A 15678-nucleotide genomic window follows, 5' to 3' on the forward strand; every position below is an offset into this window, starting at 1 on the left:
TCATGGAAACGTTGAAACTGCAGAAGCGGGTGCCGGTCTCGGCCATGCTCGATTCGAAAATTGTCATCCCAGCCATCGGCTCGGCTTTTACGAAACTCGATCCGCGACTGATGATCAAGAACCCTGTGATGTTCGTGGTCGAGGTCGTCGCCGCACTCACCACGGTGATCTTCATCAAGAACGTCATCACCGGCGGAAGCGATCTGGGATTTGCATTCCAGATCATCCTCTGGCTCTGGTTCACGGTGCTGTTCGCCAACTTTGCCGAAGCCGTCGCCGAAGGGCGCGGCAAGGCGCAGGCGGAATCGCTGAAGAAGACCCGCACCGAAAGCCAGGCCAAGCTGCTCACCGGCAGCGACAGCGGTGACAAGAGCTATCGCATGGTCTCGGGCACCAGCCTGAAGGTCGGCGATGTCGTTCTGGTGGAAGCCGGCGACAACATTCCGTCCGACGGTGAAGTGATCGAAGGCGTGGCTTCAGTCAATGAGGCGGCGATCACCGGCGAGTCCGCACCTGTCATTCGTGAATCTGGCGGCGATCGCTCGGCGGTCACCGGCGGCACGCAGGTGCTGTCCGACTGGATTCGCGTCCGCATCACTGCGGCGCAAGGCTCGACCTTTATCGACCGCATGATCAAGCTGGTCGAAGGCGCCGAGCGGCAGAAGACACCGAACGAGATCGCGCTGAACATTCTCTTGGTCGGCCTCACCATCATCTTCGTGTTCGCGACGGTGACGATCCCGAGCTATGCGGCCTATGCCGGTGGTTCGATCTCGGTGGTGGTGCTGGTGGCGCTGTTCGTGACCTTGATCCCGACCACCATCGGCGCGCTACTTTCGGCTATCGGCATTGCCGGTATGGACCGCTTGGTGCGCTTCAACGTGCTGGCGATGTCTGGCCGCGCGGTGGAGGCGGCCGGCGATGTCGATACGCTCTTACTGGACAAGACCGGCACCATCACGCTCGGCAACCGTCAGGCGACAGCCTTCCGTCCGGTGCGCGGCGTGACCGAACAGGAACTGGCCGATGCGGCGCAGCTTGCATCGCTCGCGGACGAAACCCCGGAAGGCCGCTCCATCGTCGTGCTGGCCAAGGAGAAATACGGCATCCGCGGCCGCGACATGGCCGAACTGTCAGCGACTTTCGTGCCGTTCACCGCACAGACCCGGATGAGCGGTGTCGATGCCGGTGGCTCGTCGGTCCGCAAGGGCGCGGTGGATTCGATACTCGCTTACGTTAACGGTGGCTCGTCGTTCGCCGTGGCGTCCGGCAACACTGTGCGTGCGATGCAGCCGGCCGCGATGTCGGATACGGCACGCGAGATCCAGGCGATCTCCGACGAGATTGCAAAGGCCGGCGGCACCCCGTTGGCGGTCGCGCGCGATGGCAAGCTGCTCGGCGTCATCCATCTGAAGGACATCGTCAAGGGCGGCATCCGTGAGCGTTTCGCGGAGCTGCGCCGTATGGGCATCCGCACCATCATGATCACCGGCGACAATCCGATGACCGCTGCAGCCATCGCAGCCGAAGCCGGTGTCGATGATTTCCTGGCGCAGGCGACACCCGAGGACAAGCTGCAGCTCATCCGCGACGAGCAGGCCAAGGGCAAGTTGGTGGCGATGTGCGGCGACGGCACCAACGACGCGCCGGCACTGGCGCAGGCCGATGTGGGCGTTGCGATGAACACCGGTACGCAGGCAGCGCGTGAAGCCGGCAATATGGTCGATCTCGACTCCAATCCGACCAAGCTCATCGAGGTCGTCGAAATCGGCAAGCAGCTCCTGATGACGCGGGGGGCGCTGACCACGTTCTCGATCGCCAATGACGTGGCGAAGTACTTCGCCATCATCCCGGCGATCTTCCTCGCCTTCTATCCGCAGCTTGAAGCGCTCAATGTCATGAAGCTGGCGAGCCCGCAGAGCGCCATCCTGTCGGCTATCATCTTCAACGCGATCATCATCATTGCGCTGATCCCGCTCGCCCTGAAAGGCGTCGCCTATCGTCCGATCGGCGCCGGCGCATTGCTCGGCCGCAATCTGCTGATTTATGGCCTCGGCGGCATCATCGTTCCGTTCATCGGTATCAAGGCGATCGACCTCGTCGTCACCGCCTTGCACCTGGTTTGAGGAGTTACGTTATGTTGAGAGAAATTCGCCCGGCCATCGTTCTGCTGCTCGGCCTCACCGCCATCGCTGGCCTCGGCTATCCGCTCGCGATGACGGGCGTCGCCGAAGCGATCATGCCGAACCAGGCGCAAGGCAGCCTCATCGAACGGGACGGCAAGGTTGTCGGCTCGTCCCTGATCGGTCAGGAGTTCAAGGGCGACGAATACTTCCACGGTCGCCCATCCGCGACCCTGGGTCCCGATCCGCAGGATTCTACCAAAACCGTGCCGCAGCCCTATAACGCGGTGAACTCGATGGGCTCTAATCTCGGTCCGACCAGCAAGGCGCTGATCGACCGCGTCAGGGACGACGTCGAGAAGCTGAAGGCGGAGAATCCATCGATGCCGGTGCCGATCGATCTCGTCACCACCTCGGGCAGCGGCCTCGACCCCAACATCTCGCCGGAGGGGGCGCTGTTTCAGGTGCCTCGCGTCGCCAAGGCGCGTAAGCTGCCGGAGGACCGCGTCCGCCAGCTGGTGACCGAAAAGGTCGAGGGCCGCCTCGGCGGCCTGTTGGGCGAACCGCGCGTTAACGTTCTCGCCTTGAATCTCGCGCTGGACGCCGCCGCACCCAAGTAGGTCGTCTAGGCCGCAGCCGTAGCGGAGACTATATTGCCTTATGGCAAATCAGCGCCGCGATCCCGATCAACGACCTTCGCCTGAAGCCTTACTGGAAACAGCAAGGCGCGAGGAAGGTGCGGCCGGGCGGTTGAAGATTTTTGTCGGCGCCGCCCCCGGCGTCGGCAAGACCTATGAGATGCTGCAAAGCGCCCACGCCAGGCGCAAGGCGGGCGTCGATGTGGTGGTTGGCGTGGTCGAGACCCACGGGCGCGCCGAGACTGAGGCGCTACTCACGGGTCTTGAAGTCATTCCCCGGCGCCGTATCGATCACAAGGGTCAAGTCCTCGAGGAAATGGACCTCGATGCCTTGATCGCACGGCGGCCGCAGATCGCATTGGTGGACGAACTCGCTCATACCAACGCGCCGGGCAGCCGCCATCCCAAGCGTTATCTCGACGTCGCGGAATTATTGGCCGCAGGGATCGACGTCTATACGGCGGTCAATATCCAGCACATCGAAAGTCTGAATGATGTGGTCGCACAGATCACCCATGTGCGGGTGCGCGAGACCGTGCCGGATTCGGTGTTCGATCGGGCGGACGCCATCGAGCTGATCGACCTCACCCCGGACGATCTGATTCAGCGTCTGAAGGAAGGCAAAGTCTACGTTCCCAAACAGGCCGAGCGCGCGCTGGAACATTATTTCTCGCCTGGCAATCTCACGGCGTTGCGCGAGTTGGCGTTGCGACGGACGGCCGACCGGGTCGATGAGCAATTGCTCACGCATATGCAGGCCAATGCCATCGCCGGCCCATGGGCTGCCGGTGAACGCATTCTGGTCTGTATTAGTGAGGACCCGCGGTCGGCCGGGCTGGTGCGCTACACCAAGCGTCTTGCCGATCGCCTGCATGCGCCATGGACGGCAGTGAGCATCGAAACGCGGCGCAGCCTTCAGCTCACGGAGGAACAGCGCGACAGGCTGGCCGATACGCTGCGGCTCGCTGAAGCGCTTGGTGCCGAAGCCCTGACGATTCCGGGGGCTGGACGGCGGATTGCCGACGATCTGCTCGGCTATGCCCATGCCAACAACGTCACCCAGATCGTGATTGGCAAGGCATCGCGGTCATGGTGGTTCGAACTGGTGCGCGGTTCGGTAGTGCATGATCTCGTGCGGCGCGCAGGCAATATCAGCGTGCATGTCATCGCCGGCGATGCACTGCCGGCCGAACCTGCCGCGAAGCGCGCGCAGATGACCGATCGCGTCGAGCCGTTCGACGCAAAGCCCTATATCGCAGCAGTTGCCGTCGTGGCGGTGGCTCTTGGGGCCGCAACGCTGCTGCGTCCGATCTTCGGCATCGAGAATGTCGATCTGATGTTTCTCACTGCTGTGGTCGGTGTAGCCGTGCGCTTCGGCCTTTGGCCATCGCTGCTGGCGAGCGTCGTGGCATCGCTGAGCTATAATTTCTTCTTCCTGCCGCCGGTCTACACGCTCACCATCACCGATCCGACCAATGTCGCGGCGTTCTTCTTCTTCATGCTGATCGCCATTCTGGTGTCCAATGTCGCGGCGCGGGTACGCACGCAGGCCGTCTCGGCCTTCGGCCGCGTGCGGACGACCGAGTCGCTCTACGCGTTCAGCCGCAAACTCGCTGGCACGGCGGCACTCGACGACGTGCTATGGGCGAGCGCCTATCAGATCGCATTGATGCTCAAGGTGCGCGTCGTTCTTCTGCTGCCGGAACAGGGCGTTATCACCGTCAAGGCCGGCTATCCCCCTGAGGACGAATTGGACAAGGCGGATCTGGCCGCTGCCAACTGGGCCTGGAGCAATGATCGCCCGGCCGGTCGTGGCTCCGAGACATTGCCCGGCGCGAAGCGGCTGTTTCTGCCGATGCGCACCGGCCGTGGACCGATCGGCGTGATCGGCATCGACGATGACCGCACGGGGCCATTGCTGACACCCGACCAGCGCCGGTTGCTGGATGCGCTTGTGGATCAGAGCGCACTCGCCATCGAGCGGGTGCAGCTCGTGGAAGACATGGACCGCGCCGAGCGCAACGTCGAATCCGATCGGTTGCGTCAGGCGCTGCTGACCTCGATCTCGCATGATCTGAAGACGCCGCTGGCCTCCGTGCTCGGCGCGGCTTCCACGCTGCGCGATCTGTCGCCGAAGCTCAGCGAGACCGAGAAGGCCGATCTGCTCGGCACGGTGATTGACGAATCCGAGCGGCTGAACCGCTTTATCGCCAATCTGCTGGATATGACCAAGCTGGAGTCCGGTGCCGTGGTGCCCAATGCAACACTGCAGGATCTCACCGAGATCGTCGGCAGTGCGCTGCGCCGGGCCGGCAAGATCCTCAGCAGACATCGCGTCGCGCTCGATCTGTCGCCAAACCTGCCGATGCTGGAGCTGGATGCGGTACTGTTCGAGCAGGTGCTGTTCAATTTGCTTGATAATGCCGCGAAGTATGCCCCGGATGACACCACCATCACGATCAGGGCCATGCGCGATGCGGACTCAGTCTCGCTGCAGGTGACGGACGAGGGGGCAGGCATTCCACCCGCCGATCTCGAGCAGGTGTTCGATAAATTCTATCGCGCCAACAAGGGCGATCACGTTCGGGCGGGTACCGGCCTCGGCCTTGCGATCTCGCGGGGCTTTGTTGAGGCAATGCATGGCACGATCTCGGCCACCAACCGCGCCGACCGATCAGGCGCCGTGCTGACCATCCGCCTTGCCATCCCGCCGGCCTCCGAAGCTCTGGACACCGCCGCATGAACACCGCTGCCATCAAGGTCCTGATCATCGATGATGAGCCGCCGATCCGCAAATTGCTGCGCATGGGCCTCAGCACCCAGGGCTATGACATCCTGGAGGCTAGCAACGGCAAGATCGCGCTGGAGAAACTGGCGGAGAAACCAGCCGTGATCATCCTTGATCTCGGCCTGCCCGACATCCAGGGCCACGATCTGCTGCAGATGATCTCGCGCCCGCGATGACAGCGTGCCGATCGTGGTGCTGTCGAGCCGCGGGGACGAGGCCGGCAAGGTGCAGGCGCTCGATCTCGGTGCCGACGACTATCTCACCAAGCCGTTTGGCATGGATGAGCTGCTGGCGCGCATGCGGGCCGCGCTCAGGCATCAGCTGCAGGTTCACGGCGAGCGGCCGGTATTCCGATCCGGCGAATTGTCGGTCGATCTGGTGCGCCGCATCGTCAAGGTCGGTGACCGCGATGTGAAGCTGTCCCCGAAGGAATATGAGTTACTGCGAGTCTTGGTGCAGCATGCCGGCAAGGTGCTGACTCACCGGTTTCTGCTGAAGGAATTGTGGGACGAGCTCACCGACGCGCAATATCTGCGCGTTTATGTCCGCCAGTTGCGTCAAAAGATCGAGCTTGATCCGGAGCGCCCGCAATTCGTCCTGACCGAAACGGGTGTCGGCTATCGGCTGCGCGCCGGCGAATAGCCAGCGGCAAACCCGTCAAACGGTGGGTTATTTGGTCTGCCGGGCGACCGATGCCGGTGCGTTGTAATCCAGCAGCCGAATCGCCTCGTCGGCGGCGTCCACCATCTCCGACATCAACTTGCGCGTTCGCTCGAAATCCGCAGCCGACATGCTGCGAAACAGCATATCGTTCACCGGACGCTGAACGGGTGCCAATTCATTGAGCAGCGCGCGCGCTTTCGGCGTGATGGTCAGAATGACGCGGCGGCGGTCTTCCTCATCGGTCTCTTTTTCAACAAGGCCGTTTGATACCAGCTTGTTGATCTCGATCGTAATGAACGCGCCGCTGAAGTGCAGGTGCTCGGCAACCTGATTGACGCCGATCTTCTCATCCGTGCCGCTCAAATGAGCAATGGCGATCAGCACGGTGTATTGCGTGCCGGACAGGCCGATCACTGCGCCGAGTTGCCCGCGCACAGCCTGAAGCCGCGCCGAAAACGCCAATGTGTCATGGACAAATTGACGGAAAGCCCGATCCGATCCGTCGACCATCAATTGTGGCCGCGAAATCGTCGGTTCTACCTTCATTTTACGTGATTTGCTCTTAATCGCCATCAGGTCCCCGCACACCTATGAGTCGTATAGCGGCGGCGTTACGCACAAACAAGTTGGAACCAGTGCGTTTTGATAGCGGGCCAGCCATGCTTGACAGCGCGAGCTTTCGTTCGATAATATAGCTTTGTTATAAAGCTAATGCGCGTCGTTCAGGTTTCGCGATCAGGAGATGACCATGGGCGCCACTGCGGACGTGGATCCCCGCGCCTTCCGACAGGCGCTCGGACAGTTTGCCACCGGCGTCGCCGTAATCACGGCCGAAGCGGCTGATGGCCAGGCGATCGGCTTGACCATGAGTTCGTTCAACTCGGTCTCGGTGGACCCACCGCTGATCCTGTTCTCGATCGACCGCAAGGCCTTCAGCCTCAAGGCGATGACCGAGGCCAAGGGCTATGCCGTGAATATCCTCGGCCGCGATCAGGAGCATCTGTCGAACAAGTTCGCCAGGGCGCTCGGCGACAAGTGGGCGGCGGTCGAACATACGCTGGGCCATGAGGCGGCGCCCCTGATCGCCGGCGCGCTCGCACACTTCGAATGTGCGCCATACGCGCAATATGACGGCGGGGACCATGTGATCTTCGTCGGCCGGGTGGTGAAGTTCAGCGCCTATCCGGCCAACGAGCCGTTGGTCTTCTTCCGTGGGGCCTATCGCAGCCTTGCAAGTACCGAGCGCAGCCCGGAATGGCCGCTGCCGATGCACTACTGAAATAACGCACCTGAAAATGCTACCCATGACTGAAAGTGATCGAGGCAACCCATGATCAAGACCGGCGAACAGCACATCGCGAGCCTGCGCGACGGCCGTGAAATCTATCTCGATGGCGAGCTGGTGGATGACGTGACCACCCATCCGGCGTTCCGGGGGGCGGTGGCTTCGATCGGACGGATGTTCGATTTCCAGAGCGCGCCGGAAAATCGCGAGCTGATGACTTTCGAGACCGAAACCGGCACCCGCGCCAACCGGATCTGGGAATTGCCCGGCAGCTATGATGCGCTGGTCAATCGCCGCCGCGGGCTGGAAGCCTGGACCGAGCTGCATGCCGGCTTCATGGGCCGCGCGCCGGATCACGTCGCCTCCTGCATCGCTGGTATGTATATGGGCGTCGAAGTCTTCGAGGCCTACAACAAGGATCGCGCCAAGGCGCTGGCGGATTACTATCGCTACGCTCGCGACAACGACCTCTACCTCACTTATGTAATCATCAACCCGCAGGCCGACCGCTCCAAGAGCGCGGCCGAGCAGGCCGATCCGTTCCTGTCAGCAGGCGTGGTGTCGCGCGATGCCGAGGGCCTGACGATCCGTGGTGCCAAGATGCTGGCCACCGGCGGCATCATGGCCAACGAGGTGTTCGTCACCTGTATCCAGCCGCTGCAGCCCGGCGACGAGAAATACGCGGTGTCTTTCGCGGTTCCGATGAACACCAAGGGTCTGAAGGTTCTGTCACGTAAGTCCTATGAAGCCGCATCGCCGTCGGTGTTCGACAATCCGCTGTCGAGTCGCTCTCGATGAAAACGATGCCGTGCTGTACTTCGACGACGTGAAGGTGCCTTGGGATCGCGTGTTCATCGTCGATGACATCGCGATGTGCCAGAAGCAGTTCCATGCGACCCCGGCGCATGTGTATCAGAACTATCAGGCCATGATCCGGCTCTCGGTGAAGCTGCGCTTCCTGATCGGGATCGCGCATCGGACCGCCGAGACCAACGGCATCAGTGGCTTCCCGCAGGTCAAGGAAATGCTCGGCCAGCTCGCAGCCGAAGTGTCGATGGTCGAAGCCTTCGTCGTCGCGATGGAGACCAAGGGCACCCAGCGCGGCGCCTATTACGTGCCGGACCGGGCGATGCTGTATTCGGCACAGGTCCTCACCCAGCAGCTCTATTCCAAGGTCATCAACACCCTGCGCGAACTCGCTGGCGGCGGCATGATCATGCTGCCGTCCTCGGTGAAGGACTTCGCCAATCCTGAATTGGCGCGTCTGATCGGCAAGACCCAGCAGTCCCCTGCCGCCAGCGCGACCGAGAAGGTCAAGTTTTACAAGCTGGCCTGGGATGCGGTCGGCTCCGAATTCGCCTCGCGTCACTCGCAATACGAGATGTTTTTTGCGGGCGCGACCTTCGTCACCAAGGGCCATGCATTCCGGACTTATGATTGGATGAAATCGGCGGCGTTGCTCGACAAGATGCTGTCCAGCTATGACCTTGCCGATGAAGTCTCCACCTCAACGGCGCCGGCTGCCTCGCCGCGCGCTGTCGCTTGATCTGTCCCCTCAGGAACACTGACCATGGCCATCAATAAACTTCACGATGAATTCCGTACCGTCGATATGTCTTCGGGATGGGAGACGCCCGCGGGCTATCCGGCAGGCATCCAGCAGAAGATCCTGTCGGGGGCGCTCGACGAAGTGACCAGGCGTGGCAGCCGCACCCGCCTGCTGCGCTTCGAGCCGGGCGTCTACACTACCGAGCCGTTCGTGCACGAATATTGGGAAGAAGTGTTCCTGTTCACCGGCGACCTGATCGTCGGCAATGACAAGCAGGGCAATGGCGGCGAGTCCTTCAAGCCGAACACCTATGCCTGCCGTCCGCCCGGCGCCTATCACGGCCCGTTCAAGTCGGTTGGCGGCTGCGTGTTGATGGAAATCCACTATTTCGACCCGGCCTGAGCCGTTTCGCGCCTTCTCCTGATGGCGGCGCGCTTTCTTCGTGGCGCGACCGCTGCTTCTTCGGAAGGTTTCTCCTCGGCCGGCGTGGCCGTCTTCGGTTTGATCCGAAGTCGCAAACGTCCGGTCGAGCCCTCTCCGACCTCGAATGTCTCCATTTTGCGCACCAGGTCGCTCAGCTTCTTGAAGCCGTAGGTGCGGACGTCAAAGTCGGACACGGTGTTCGGAAGTTGTTCTCCAACCCGGTCCAGATTGACCCAGCCGTCTTCGTTGCTCAGTTGGGATACCACCTTTTCCAGAATGGGAACTGCGGCAGTGGGGCTTTGCAAAGCTGCCGGCTTGGATGGTTGCTCCGTGCTTGCCGTCGCGCGTTCGGGTCTCAGGTTCTCCGTATAGATGAAGCGCCGGCACGCCTGCCGAAAACTCTCGGGTGTTTTCCGCGTGCCGAAGCCGTAGACGTCAGCGCCTTGCTCGCGCAGCCGTGAGGCGAGACGTGTGAAGTCGCTGTCGGAGGACACCAGGCAAAAGCCGTCGAACCGCCCGCTATGCAGCAGGTCCATCGCGTCGATCACCAGCGCGATGTCGGATGAGTTCTTGCCCTTCGTGTAGGCGAACTGCTGATAAGGATCGATGGCGTGTTTTTGCAGGATGTCGGCCCAGGATCTGAGCTGCGGACTTGAGAAGTCGCCGTAGATCCGGCGAACGCTGGCTTCGCCAAATTTGGAGATTTCCTCGAACAAGCCTCCGGCGATCTGCGGGGACGTGTTGTCGGCATCGATCAGGACTGCGAAACGGGGCAAACGCTGCTGTGCGACGTTCATCTGCAACCTCTGCCCGCTGGATGAATGGCCCGCTCAGTCTGTCAGCTTTTTGCTGCAAGCGAAACATACCTGAGGGAGCGTATCTCTCGTCAGCCCGGCCATTGCGCGGTAAAGTCACCCAAATCCCGCGAATCGCGGGCGCTGAAAGAGGCAATTGAGACCATGACCATCCGCCTGCATCGTGGCGATCTGCCAGATCTGAGCCGCTACACCGATTCAGTTGCGATCGACACCGAGACCATGGGTCTCAATCCGCATCGCGACCGACTATGCGTGGTGCAGCTCTCGCCCGGCGATGGAAGTGCCGATGTCGTGCAGATTCCGATGGGCCACACGGATGCGCCGAACCTGAAGAAGCTGCTCGGCGATCCCAAGGTGACCAAGATCTTTCACTTTGCGCGGTTCGATCTCGCCGCTCTCTACAACGCGCTCGGCGTCATGCCCGAGCCGGTCTATTGCACCAAGATCGCCTCCCGCCTGTGCCGCACCTATACCGACAGGCATGGTCTCAAGGATCTGGTCCGTGAAGTCCTGGGCGTCGATCTGTCGAAGCAGCAGCAGTCGAGCGATTGGGGCAGTCAGACCCTCAGCGAGGCCCAGCTATCCTATGCGGCGTCGGACGTGCTGCATCTGCATGGGCTGCGCGAGCGGCTGAACGTCATGCTGGCGCGCGAAGCCCGCACCGAACTGGCGCAGGCTTGTTTCGACTTCCTTCCGACCCGGGCCAAACTCGACCTTTCGGGTTGGGAAAACGAGGACATTTTCGCTCATTCGTGACCGGCCTGCGGCGAAGTGACTTTCTGAAACAGTCCAGGGTCCCTCCCGCCGCGTTTCGGTCATACTCCTCGTTCTGGTGGGGCGGGGCTGCAAACCGGTGCATTTCAGCGTAGACTGGCGCCGGTTTGGCAGGCCTTTCGGTGTGGCCCTTTTCGGCATGGCCCGTTGGAGCGACGGTGAGTTCAGTTCAGATTCCCAGCTATCAGGCGGGCATGGATGCGCGGTTCAGGGCCGCGGCACGCCATAGCCGTCTGGTGCGTCTGCTGCGGATTGCTGTCCCTGCTGTCGTGATCCTGTCGATGGCGGCAATTGTCGGTGTGTCGATCTTCAATCCGTTCCGGATCCTCGCCAAATTGCCGCTCGACATGGGCAATCTGGTCGTTTCGGGGACCAAAATCACTATGGAGACGCCGCATCTGGCCGGTTTCTCGCCGGACGGGCGGCCATATGAGCTATGGGCCAAGGCCGCGACGCAGGATCTGACGGATCCCGACAATGTCGAACTGACAACCTTGCGCGCCAAGGTGATGATGGAAGACAAGTCGACGATGACGATGGATGCCCGTACCGGGAAGTTCAATTCGAAGGCGCAGATGCTTTATCTGTACCAGGACGTTTTCCTGCAAACGACGACCGGCTACGAAGCCCGGCTGACTCAGGCGAACATTGATATTGCCAATGGCACCGTCACGTCGGACGAGCCGGTCGACGTCAAACTTCTCAACGGCACTCTGCTCGGGCAACGGATGCGCATCACGGAACATGGTGAGCTGGTTCGGTTCGAGGGCGGTGTTTCGATGAACCTGAAAATGGACCCGCCTTCGCCGGATGCTTCGGCTCAGCCTGAGACCGCGGCAGAGCCCGAAGTCGCGCCGGAGCCCGCGAAACCGCGGGCCGCCAACGGCAAGCGCGCCAACGCGAAATGAATGTGATGATTTTTCCCGTCAGTAATGTCCGATTCCGCGGGGTGACCGCCGCTGCGATCGCCGTGCTCCTGCTGGCTTTGACAGCCGATGCACATGCGCAGAGCGCGGTGCAGGGTGTGCCGAATGCCATGCAGGGCTTCTCACAGAATCGCGATCAGCCCATTCAGATCGAGGCCGCATCGCTGGAAATGCGCGACAAGAAGAAGGAAGCGACCTTCGCAGGCGATGTGAAGGTCGTCCAGGGCGACACCACGATGAAGTCGAAGACTCTCGTGGTCTTCTATGACGGCGGTGGCTCCGCGAACGAGCCGGCGGCCAAGGCTGCGCCCAAGGCACCGATCAAGGCTGCGCAGCCGGGCCCGGGTGGCTCGTCGGCGATCAAGCGGCTTGAAGCGCGCGGCGGCGTCATCGTCACCCAAAAAGACCAGGTCGTCACCGGCGAGACGGCGGTGTTCGACACCCGGACCAATCTCGTCACCATGCAGGGCAATGTTGTGCTCACCCAGGGCAAGAATGTGCTGCGCGGCGATCGTCTGACCGTGGATATGACCACGGGTACTTCACGCGTTGAATCCAACAGTGGCAGGGTCCAAGGCATGTTCGAGTCGTCCGGCCAGAAGGGTGGCGGTGGCCCGACCTCGATCATACCCGGGCCTGGAGGCGGAAAACCCAAGTAACTCGAAGGGTTTGCCGATATGGACGAGCCCGATCCGGTTGAATCTAGCTGCGTAACCCGTTATCGCCATTGTTTTAATCGACATGGAAGGCTTGGCGTTCGGCTGGGCAAGGGACATCTAGTCCGCCATGCTGTTCCCAGTGATCGAACATGCCGCGACCTGGCGCGGATGACGTTTAAAGGCTGATCGAAGCGCGAATGGTTGATTTCCTCGGCATGTTCCGTCGGCGCGCTCCAAAACGCGGTCCGCAGGGTTTTGCGCGGTCGCCGGTCGACATTACGGCGCTCGGCGACAGCATGGGCGACATGCTGGGCAATCCCAGCCGTGAGGCGCCGCCACTGGCGCGCACCGCCCCGGCCGATACGCCCCAGGTTCCGCAGGCCCGGGCGGAGGCGCCGCGCGCCCCGCAGCCTGCGCCAGCCCGCCGTCCGGACAAGGTGCCGCCGCGGCCGAGAACCAACGGCGCTGCCGCGCCAAAAGCGACCCCGCGTGCAGGCTATCTGGCCGTCCATAACGTCAAAAAAAGCTTCGGTTCACGCCAGGTCACCCGCGGCGTCAGCATCTATGTTCGCCGCGGCGAGGCCGTCGGTCTGCTCGGACCGAACGGCGCCGGCAAGACCACGGTGTTCTACATGATCACCGGCCTGATCAAGCCCGACAGCGGCGCCATTGAGCTTGACGGCCACGACGTCACCCAGCTGCCGATGTATCAGCGTGCGCGCCTCGGCATTGGCTATCTGCCGCAGGAAGCCTCGATTTTCCGCGGCCTCACGGTCGAGCAGAACATTCGTGCGGTGCTGGAAGTCGTCGAGCCCAGCCGCAAGAAGCGCGAGCGCGAGCTCGACGGGCTGCTCGAAGAGTTCAACATCCAGAGACTGCGCAAGTCGCCGTCGATCGCGCTGTCCGGCGGTGAGCGCCGCCGCGTTGAAATTGCGCGCGCGCTGGCGACGCGGCCGAATTACATGTTGCTCGACGAGCCCTTTGCCGGCATCGACCCGATTGCGGTGGGAGATATTCAGGACCTGGTGCGTCACCTAACCAATCGCGGCATCGGCGTGCTCATCACGGACCACAACGTGCGCGAAACGCTGGGGCTGACAGACCGCGCCTACATCGTCTATGCTGGTGAAATCCTGACGGAAGGATCTCCTGAGGAGATCGTGGCTGACCCGGACGTGCGTCGCCTTTACCTTGGCGAGGAATTCCGCCTCTAGACCAAATTTACAATTCGTCAAGCCGTGTACATCAGGCCGGGAAAGAGATAAGCAAGAAACGGACCAACTTTTGGATCGGTTTTTGCCTCCATGGCGCTGACGCAGAGACTAGAGTTCCGGCAATCCCAGTCGCTGGTGATGACGCCGCAGTTGATGCAGGCCATCAAGCTGCTGCAGCTGTCGAATCTCGATCTCGCAACCTTTGTCGAAGATGAACTGGAGCGCAATCCGCTGTTGGAACGCGCCAGCGACGGTCCTGAGCCGCCGGTGGCCGGCGAGGCCAGCCCCGAGCGCAGCGAGTTTTCGAGCCAGGACGAGGCGGGCTATGCCTCCGGCCACGACGATGGTGGCGACCATTCCGATTTTTCCGATCGTACAGGCGGCGACAGCTTCGATGCGCCGGCGCCCGACGAGTGGATGAACCGGGAGCTCGGCACCCGCGCCGAGATCGAACAGACCCTGGATACCGGGCTGGACAACGTCTTCTCCGAAGAGCCGGCCGAAGCCGCCGCACGCAGCGCACAAGACGCTGCCCCGACCGCCTATACCGAATGGGGTGGCGGCGCTTCCAACGACGACAGCTACAATCTCGAGGCCTTCGTTGCCGCGGAAGTGACGCTCGGCAGCCATCTCGCCGAACAGCTCGCGGTGGCGTTCTCGTCGCCCGCGCAGCGCATGATTGGTCAGTATTTGATCGATCTCGTTGATGAAGCCGGCTACCTGCCGCAAGATCTCGGCGACGTGCATGAGCGGCTGGGCGCCTCTCTTGACGATGTCGAAAGCGTTCTCGGCGCGCTGCAGAAATTCGACCCGCCGGGGGTCTGCGCGCGCAGCCTTAGCGAATGTCTCGCAATCCAGTTGCGTGAACAGAACCGCTACGACCCCGCGATGCAAGCACTGGTCGAGCATCTCGATCTCCTTGCCAAGCGCGATATCGGCAATCTCAGAAAAATCTGCGGCGTCGACGACGAAGATCTGACCGACATGATCGGCGAGATTCGCAGGCTCGATCCGAAGCCCGGTCTGAAGTTTGGCTCGGCGCGGACGCAGACCGTGGTGCCTGATGTTTATGTACGGCCGGGTCCCGATGGCGGCTGGCATGTCGAGTTGAACAGTGACACGCTGCCGCGCGTTCTCGTGAACCAGGTTTATTATTCCGAGCTGTCGAAAACGATCCGCAAGGATGGTGACAAGTCGTACTTCACTGATTGTCTACAGAACGCGACCTGGCTGGTGCGTGCGCTTGATCAGCGCGCGCGTACTATCCTGAAGGTTGCGACCGAGATCGTTCGGCAACAGGATGGCTTCTTCACGCAGGGTGTTGCGCATCTGCGGCCGCTGAATCTCAAGGCGGTTGCTGATGCCATTCAAATGCATGAATCGACGGTGTCGCGCGTTACCGCCAATAAATACATGGCGACAAATCGCGGCAGCTTTGAATTGAAATACTTCTTTACGGCGTCGATCGCGTCGGCTGATGGTGGCGAAGCGCATTCGGCGGAAGCGGTGCGACATCACATCAAGCAATTGATTGATGGAGAAAGTCCTTCTCTTATTCTTTCGGACGACACGATCGTGGAACGCTTGCGCGAAGCCGGAATTGATATCGCGCGCCGTACCGTTGCCAAATACCGTGAAGCCATGCGTATCCCGTCTTCGGTCCAGCGCCGCCGCGACAAGCAGAGTATGCTCGGCAATGCACTCACGGCACCCACCACTCCGTCCGATAGGACACCCGACCGATCCCGCGACACTGCACCAGCTTGATTGCACTCCCGTGGAAACGGGATACTGTCGGTTCAAGGCAGAAGAATCGAG

14 protein-coding genes and 1 pseudogene are annotated in these 15678 nt (G+C 61.6%); 13 read left to right on the plus strand and 2 right to left on the minus strand.

The window, feature by feature from the left end:
* Nucleotides 1–2 precede the first annotated feature (2 nt).
* From kdpB to RSO67_RS18125, 4 genes and pseudogenes are all read left to right on the plus strand, one after another.
* Nucleotides 3–2126: a potassium-transporting ATPase subunit KdpB gene (gene kdpB / locus RSO67_RS18110; RefSeq protein WP_315839980.1), complete on the plus strand. Its 2124-nt coding sequence runs from the start codon at nucleotides 3–5 to the stop codon at nucleotides 2124–2126.
* Nucleotides 2127–2137: 11 nt separating this feature from the next.
* Nucleotides 2138–2743: a K(+)-transporting ATPase subunit C gene (locus RSO67_RS18115; protein WP_315839981.1), complete on the plus strand. Its 606-nt coding sequence runs from the start codon at nucleotides 2138–2140 to the stop codon at nucleotides 2741–2743.
* A 40-nt stretch (nucleotides 2744–2783) separates the two neighbouring features.
* Nucleotides 2784–5504, plus strand: a complete 2721-nt coding sequence (locus tag RSO67_RS18120) for a sensor histidine kinase KdpD (RefSeq protein ID WP_315839982.1) — start codon at nucleotides 2784–2786, stop codon at nucleotides 5502–5504.
* A pseudogene (locus tag RSO67_RS18125) lies at nucleotides 5501–6191 on the plus strand (response regulator). The gene RSO67_RS18120 and the pseudogene RSO67_RS18125 overlap by 4 nt, the downstream one beginning before the upstream one ends.
* 27 nt (nucleotides 6192–6218) lie before the next feature.
* On the opposite strand, the gene RSO67_RS18130 reads toward RSO67_RS18125, so the two are convergent.
* Nucleotides 6219–6758 (minus strand): MarR family winged helix-turn-helix transcriptional regulator, encoded by a 540-nt coding sequence (locus tag RSO67_RS18130; RefSeq protein WP_158596735.1) that lies wholly within the window; start codon nucleotides 6756–6758, stop codon nucleotides 6219–6221.
* A gap of 202 nt (nucleotides 6759–6960) precedes the next feature.
* Between RSO67_RS18130 and RSO67_RS18135 the strand changes: the two genes are divergently transcribed.
* The 4 genes from RSO67_RS18135 to RSO67_RS18150 are packed head-to-tail and all read left to right on the plus strand — an operon-like array spanning nucleotide 6961 to nucleotide 9448.
* Nucleotides 6961–7491 carry a flavin reductase family protein gene (locus tag RSO67_RS18135; protein WP_210269356.1) on the plus strand — a complete coding sequence of 177 codons (531 nt, stop codon included), beginning with the start codon at nucleotides 6961–6963 and terminating at the stop codon, nucleotides 7489–7491.
* 51 nt (nucleotides 7492–7542) lie between these two features.
* Nucleotides 7543–8295, plus strand: a complete 753-nt coding sequence (locus tag RSO67_RS18140; RefSeq protein ID WP_315839983.1) for a 4-hydroxyphenylacetate 3-hydroxylase N-terminal domain-containing protein — start codon at nucleotides 7543–7545, stop codon at nucleotides 8293–8295.
* A 10-nt stretch (nucleotides 8296–8305) separates the two neighbouring features.
* Nucleotides 8306–9043, plus strand: a complete 738-nt coding sequence (locus tag RSO67_RS18145) for a 4-hydroxyphenylacetate 3-hydroxylase C-terminal domain-containing protein (protein WP_315839984.1) — start codon at nucleotides 8306–8308, stop codon at nucleotides 9041–9043.
* Nucleotides 9044–9067: 24 nt separating this feature from the next.
* A complete protein-coding gene (locus RSO67_RS18150) occupies nucleotides 9068–9448 on the plus strand; it encodes a cupin (protein ID WP_315839985.1) in 381 nt (126 codons plus the stop codon).
* On the opposite strand, the gene RSO67_RS18155 is transcribed toward RSO67_RS18150, so the two are convergent.
* On the minus strand, nucleotides 9430–10266 hold the full coding sequence (locus RSO67_RS18155) for an NYN domain-containing protein (protein WP_315839986.1): 837 nt from the start codon (nucleotides 10264–10266) through the stop codon (nucleotides 9430–9432). The genes RSO67_RS18150 and RSO67_RS18155 overlap by 19 nt on opposite strands.
* A gap of 162 nt (nucleotides 10267–10428) precedes the next feature.
* Here RSO67_RS18155 and RSO67_RS18160 point away from each other — a divergent pair, with 162 nt between their 5' ends.
* From RSO67_RS18160 to rpoN, 5 genes are all read left to right on the plus strand, one after another.
* Nucleotides 10429–11043, plus strand: coding sequence for a ribonuclease D (locus tag RSO67_RS18160; RefSeq protein WP_315839987.1), 615 nt, complete (start codon nucleotides 10429–10431; stop codon nucleotides 11041–11043).
* Nucleotides 11044–11219: 176 nt separating this feature from the next.
* Entirely contained in the window at nucleotides 11220–11969 is a 750-nt protein-coding gene (gene lptC, locus RSO67_RS18165; RefSeq protein WP_315839988.1) for an LPS export ABC transporter periplasmic protein LptC, read from the plus strand.
* Complete coding sequence (locus tag RSO67_RS18170) at nucleotides 11966–12646, plus strand: LptA/OstA family protein (protein ID WP_315839989.1); 681 nt, start codon at nucleotides 11966–11968, stop codon at nucleotides 12644–12646. The genes lptC and RSO67_RS18170 overlap by 4 nt, the downstream gene beginning before the upstream one ends.
* A 197-nt stretch (nucleotides 12647–12843) precedes the next feature.
* On the plus strand, nucleotides 12844–13860 hold the full coding sequence (gene lptB / locus RSO67_RS18175; RefSeq protein WP_315839990.1) for an LPS export ABC transporter ATP-binding protein: 1017 nt from the start codon (nucleotides 12844–12846) through the stop codon (nucleotides 13858–13860).
* Between the two features lie 90 nt (nucleotides 13861–13950).
* A complete protein-coding gene (gene rpoN / locus RSO67_RS18180) occupies nucleotides 13951–15627 on the plus strand; it encodes an RNA polymerase factor sigma-54 (RefSeq protein WP_315839991.1) in 1677 nt (558 codons plus the stop codon).
* Nucleotides 15628–15678: the final 51 nt, after the last annotated feature.

This window comes from Tardiphaga sp. 709, assembly GCF_032401055.1.
Lineage (GTDB): Bacteria > Pseudomonadota > Alphaproteobacteria > Rhizobiales > Xanthobacteraceae > Tardiphaga.

Bases quoted from the DNA above. Each gene is read 5' to 3' on its own strand.
- kdpB (WP_315839980.1), top strand. From the start codon at position 3: ATGGAAACGTTGAAACTGCAGAAGCGGGTGCCGGTCTCGGCCATGCTC.
- RSO67_RS18135 (WP_210269356.1), top strand. From the start codon at position 6,961: ATGGGCGCCACTGCGGACGTGGATCCCCGCGCCTTCCGACAGGCGCTC.
- RSO67_RS18115 (WP_315839981.1), top strand. From the start codon at position 2,138: ATGTTGAGAGAAATTCGCCCGGCCATCGTTCTGCTGCTCGGCCTCACC.
- RSO67_RS18150 (WP_315839985.1), top strand. From the start codon at position 9,068: ATGGCCATCAATAAACTTCACGATGAATTCCGTACCGTCGATATGTCT.
- RSO67_RS18120 (WP_315839982.1), top strand. From the start codon at position 2,784: ATGGCAAATCAGCGCCGCGATCCCGATCAACGACCTTCGCCTGAAGCC.
- RSO67_RS18170 (WP_315839989.1), top strand. From the start codon at position 11,966: ATGAATGTGATGATTTTTCCCGTCAGTAATGTCCGATTCCGCGGGGTG.
- RSO67_RS18140 (WP_315839983.1), top strand. From the start codon at position 7,543: ATGATCAAGACCGGCGAACAGCACATCGCGAGCCTGCGCGACGGCCGT.
- lptB (WP_315839990.1), top strand. From the start codon at position 12,844: ATGGTTGATTTCCTCGGCATGTTCCGTCGGCGCGCTCCAAAACGCGGT.
- RSO67_RS18160 (WP_315839987.1), top strand. From the start codon at position 10,429: ATGACCATCCGCCTGCATCGTGGCGATCTGCCAGATCTGAGCCGCTAC.
- rpoN (WP_315839991.1), top strand. From the start codon at position 13,951: ATGGCGCTGACGCAGAGACTAGAGTTCCGGCAATCCCAGTCGCTGGTG.
- RSO67_RS18155 (WP_315839986.1), bottom strand. From the start codon at position 10,266: ATGAACGTCGCACAGCAGCGTTTGCCCCGTTTCGCAGTCCTGATCGAT.
- RSO67_RS18130 (WP_158596735.1), bottom strand. From the start codon at position 6,758: ATGAAGGTAGAACCGACGATTTCGCGGCCACAATTGATGGTCGACGGA.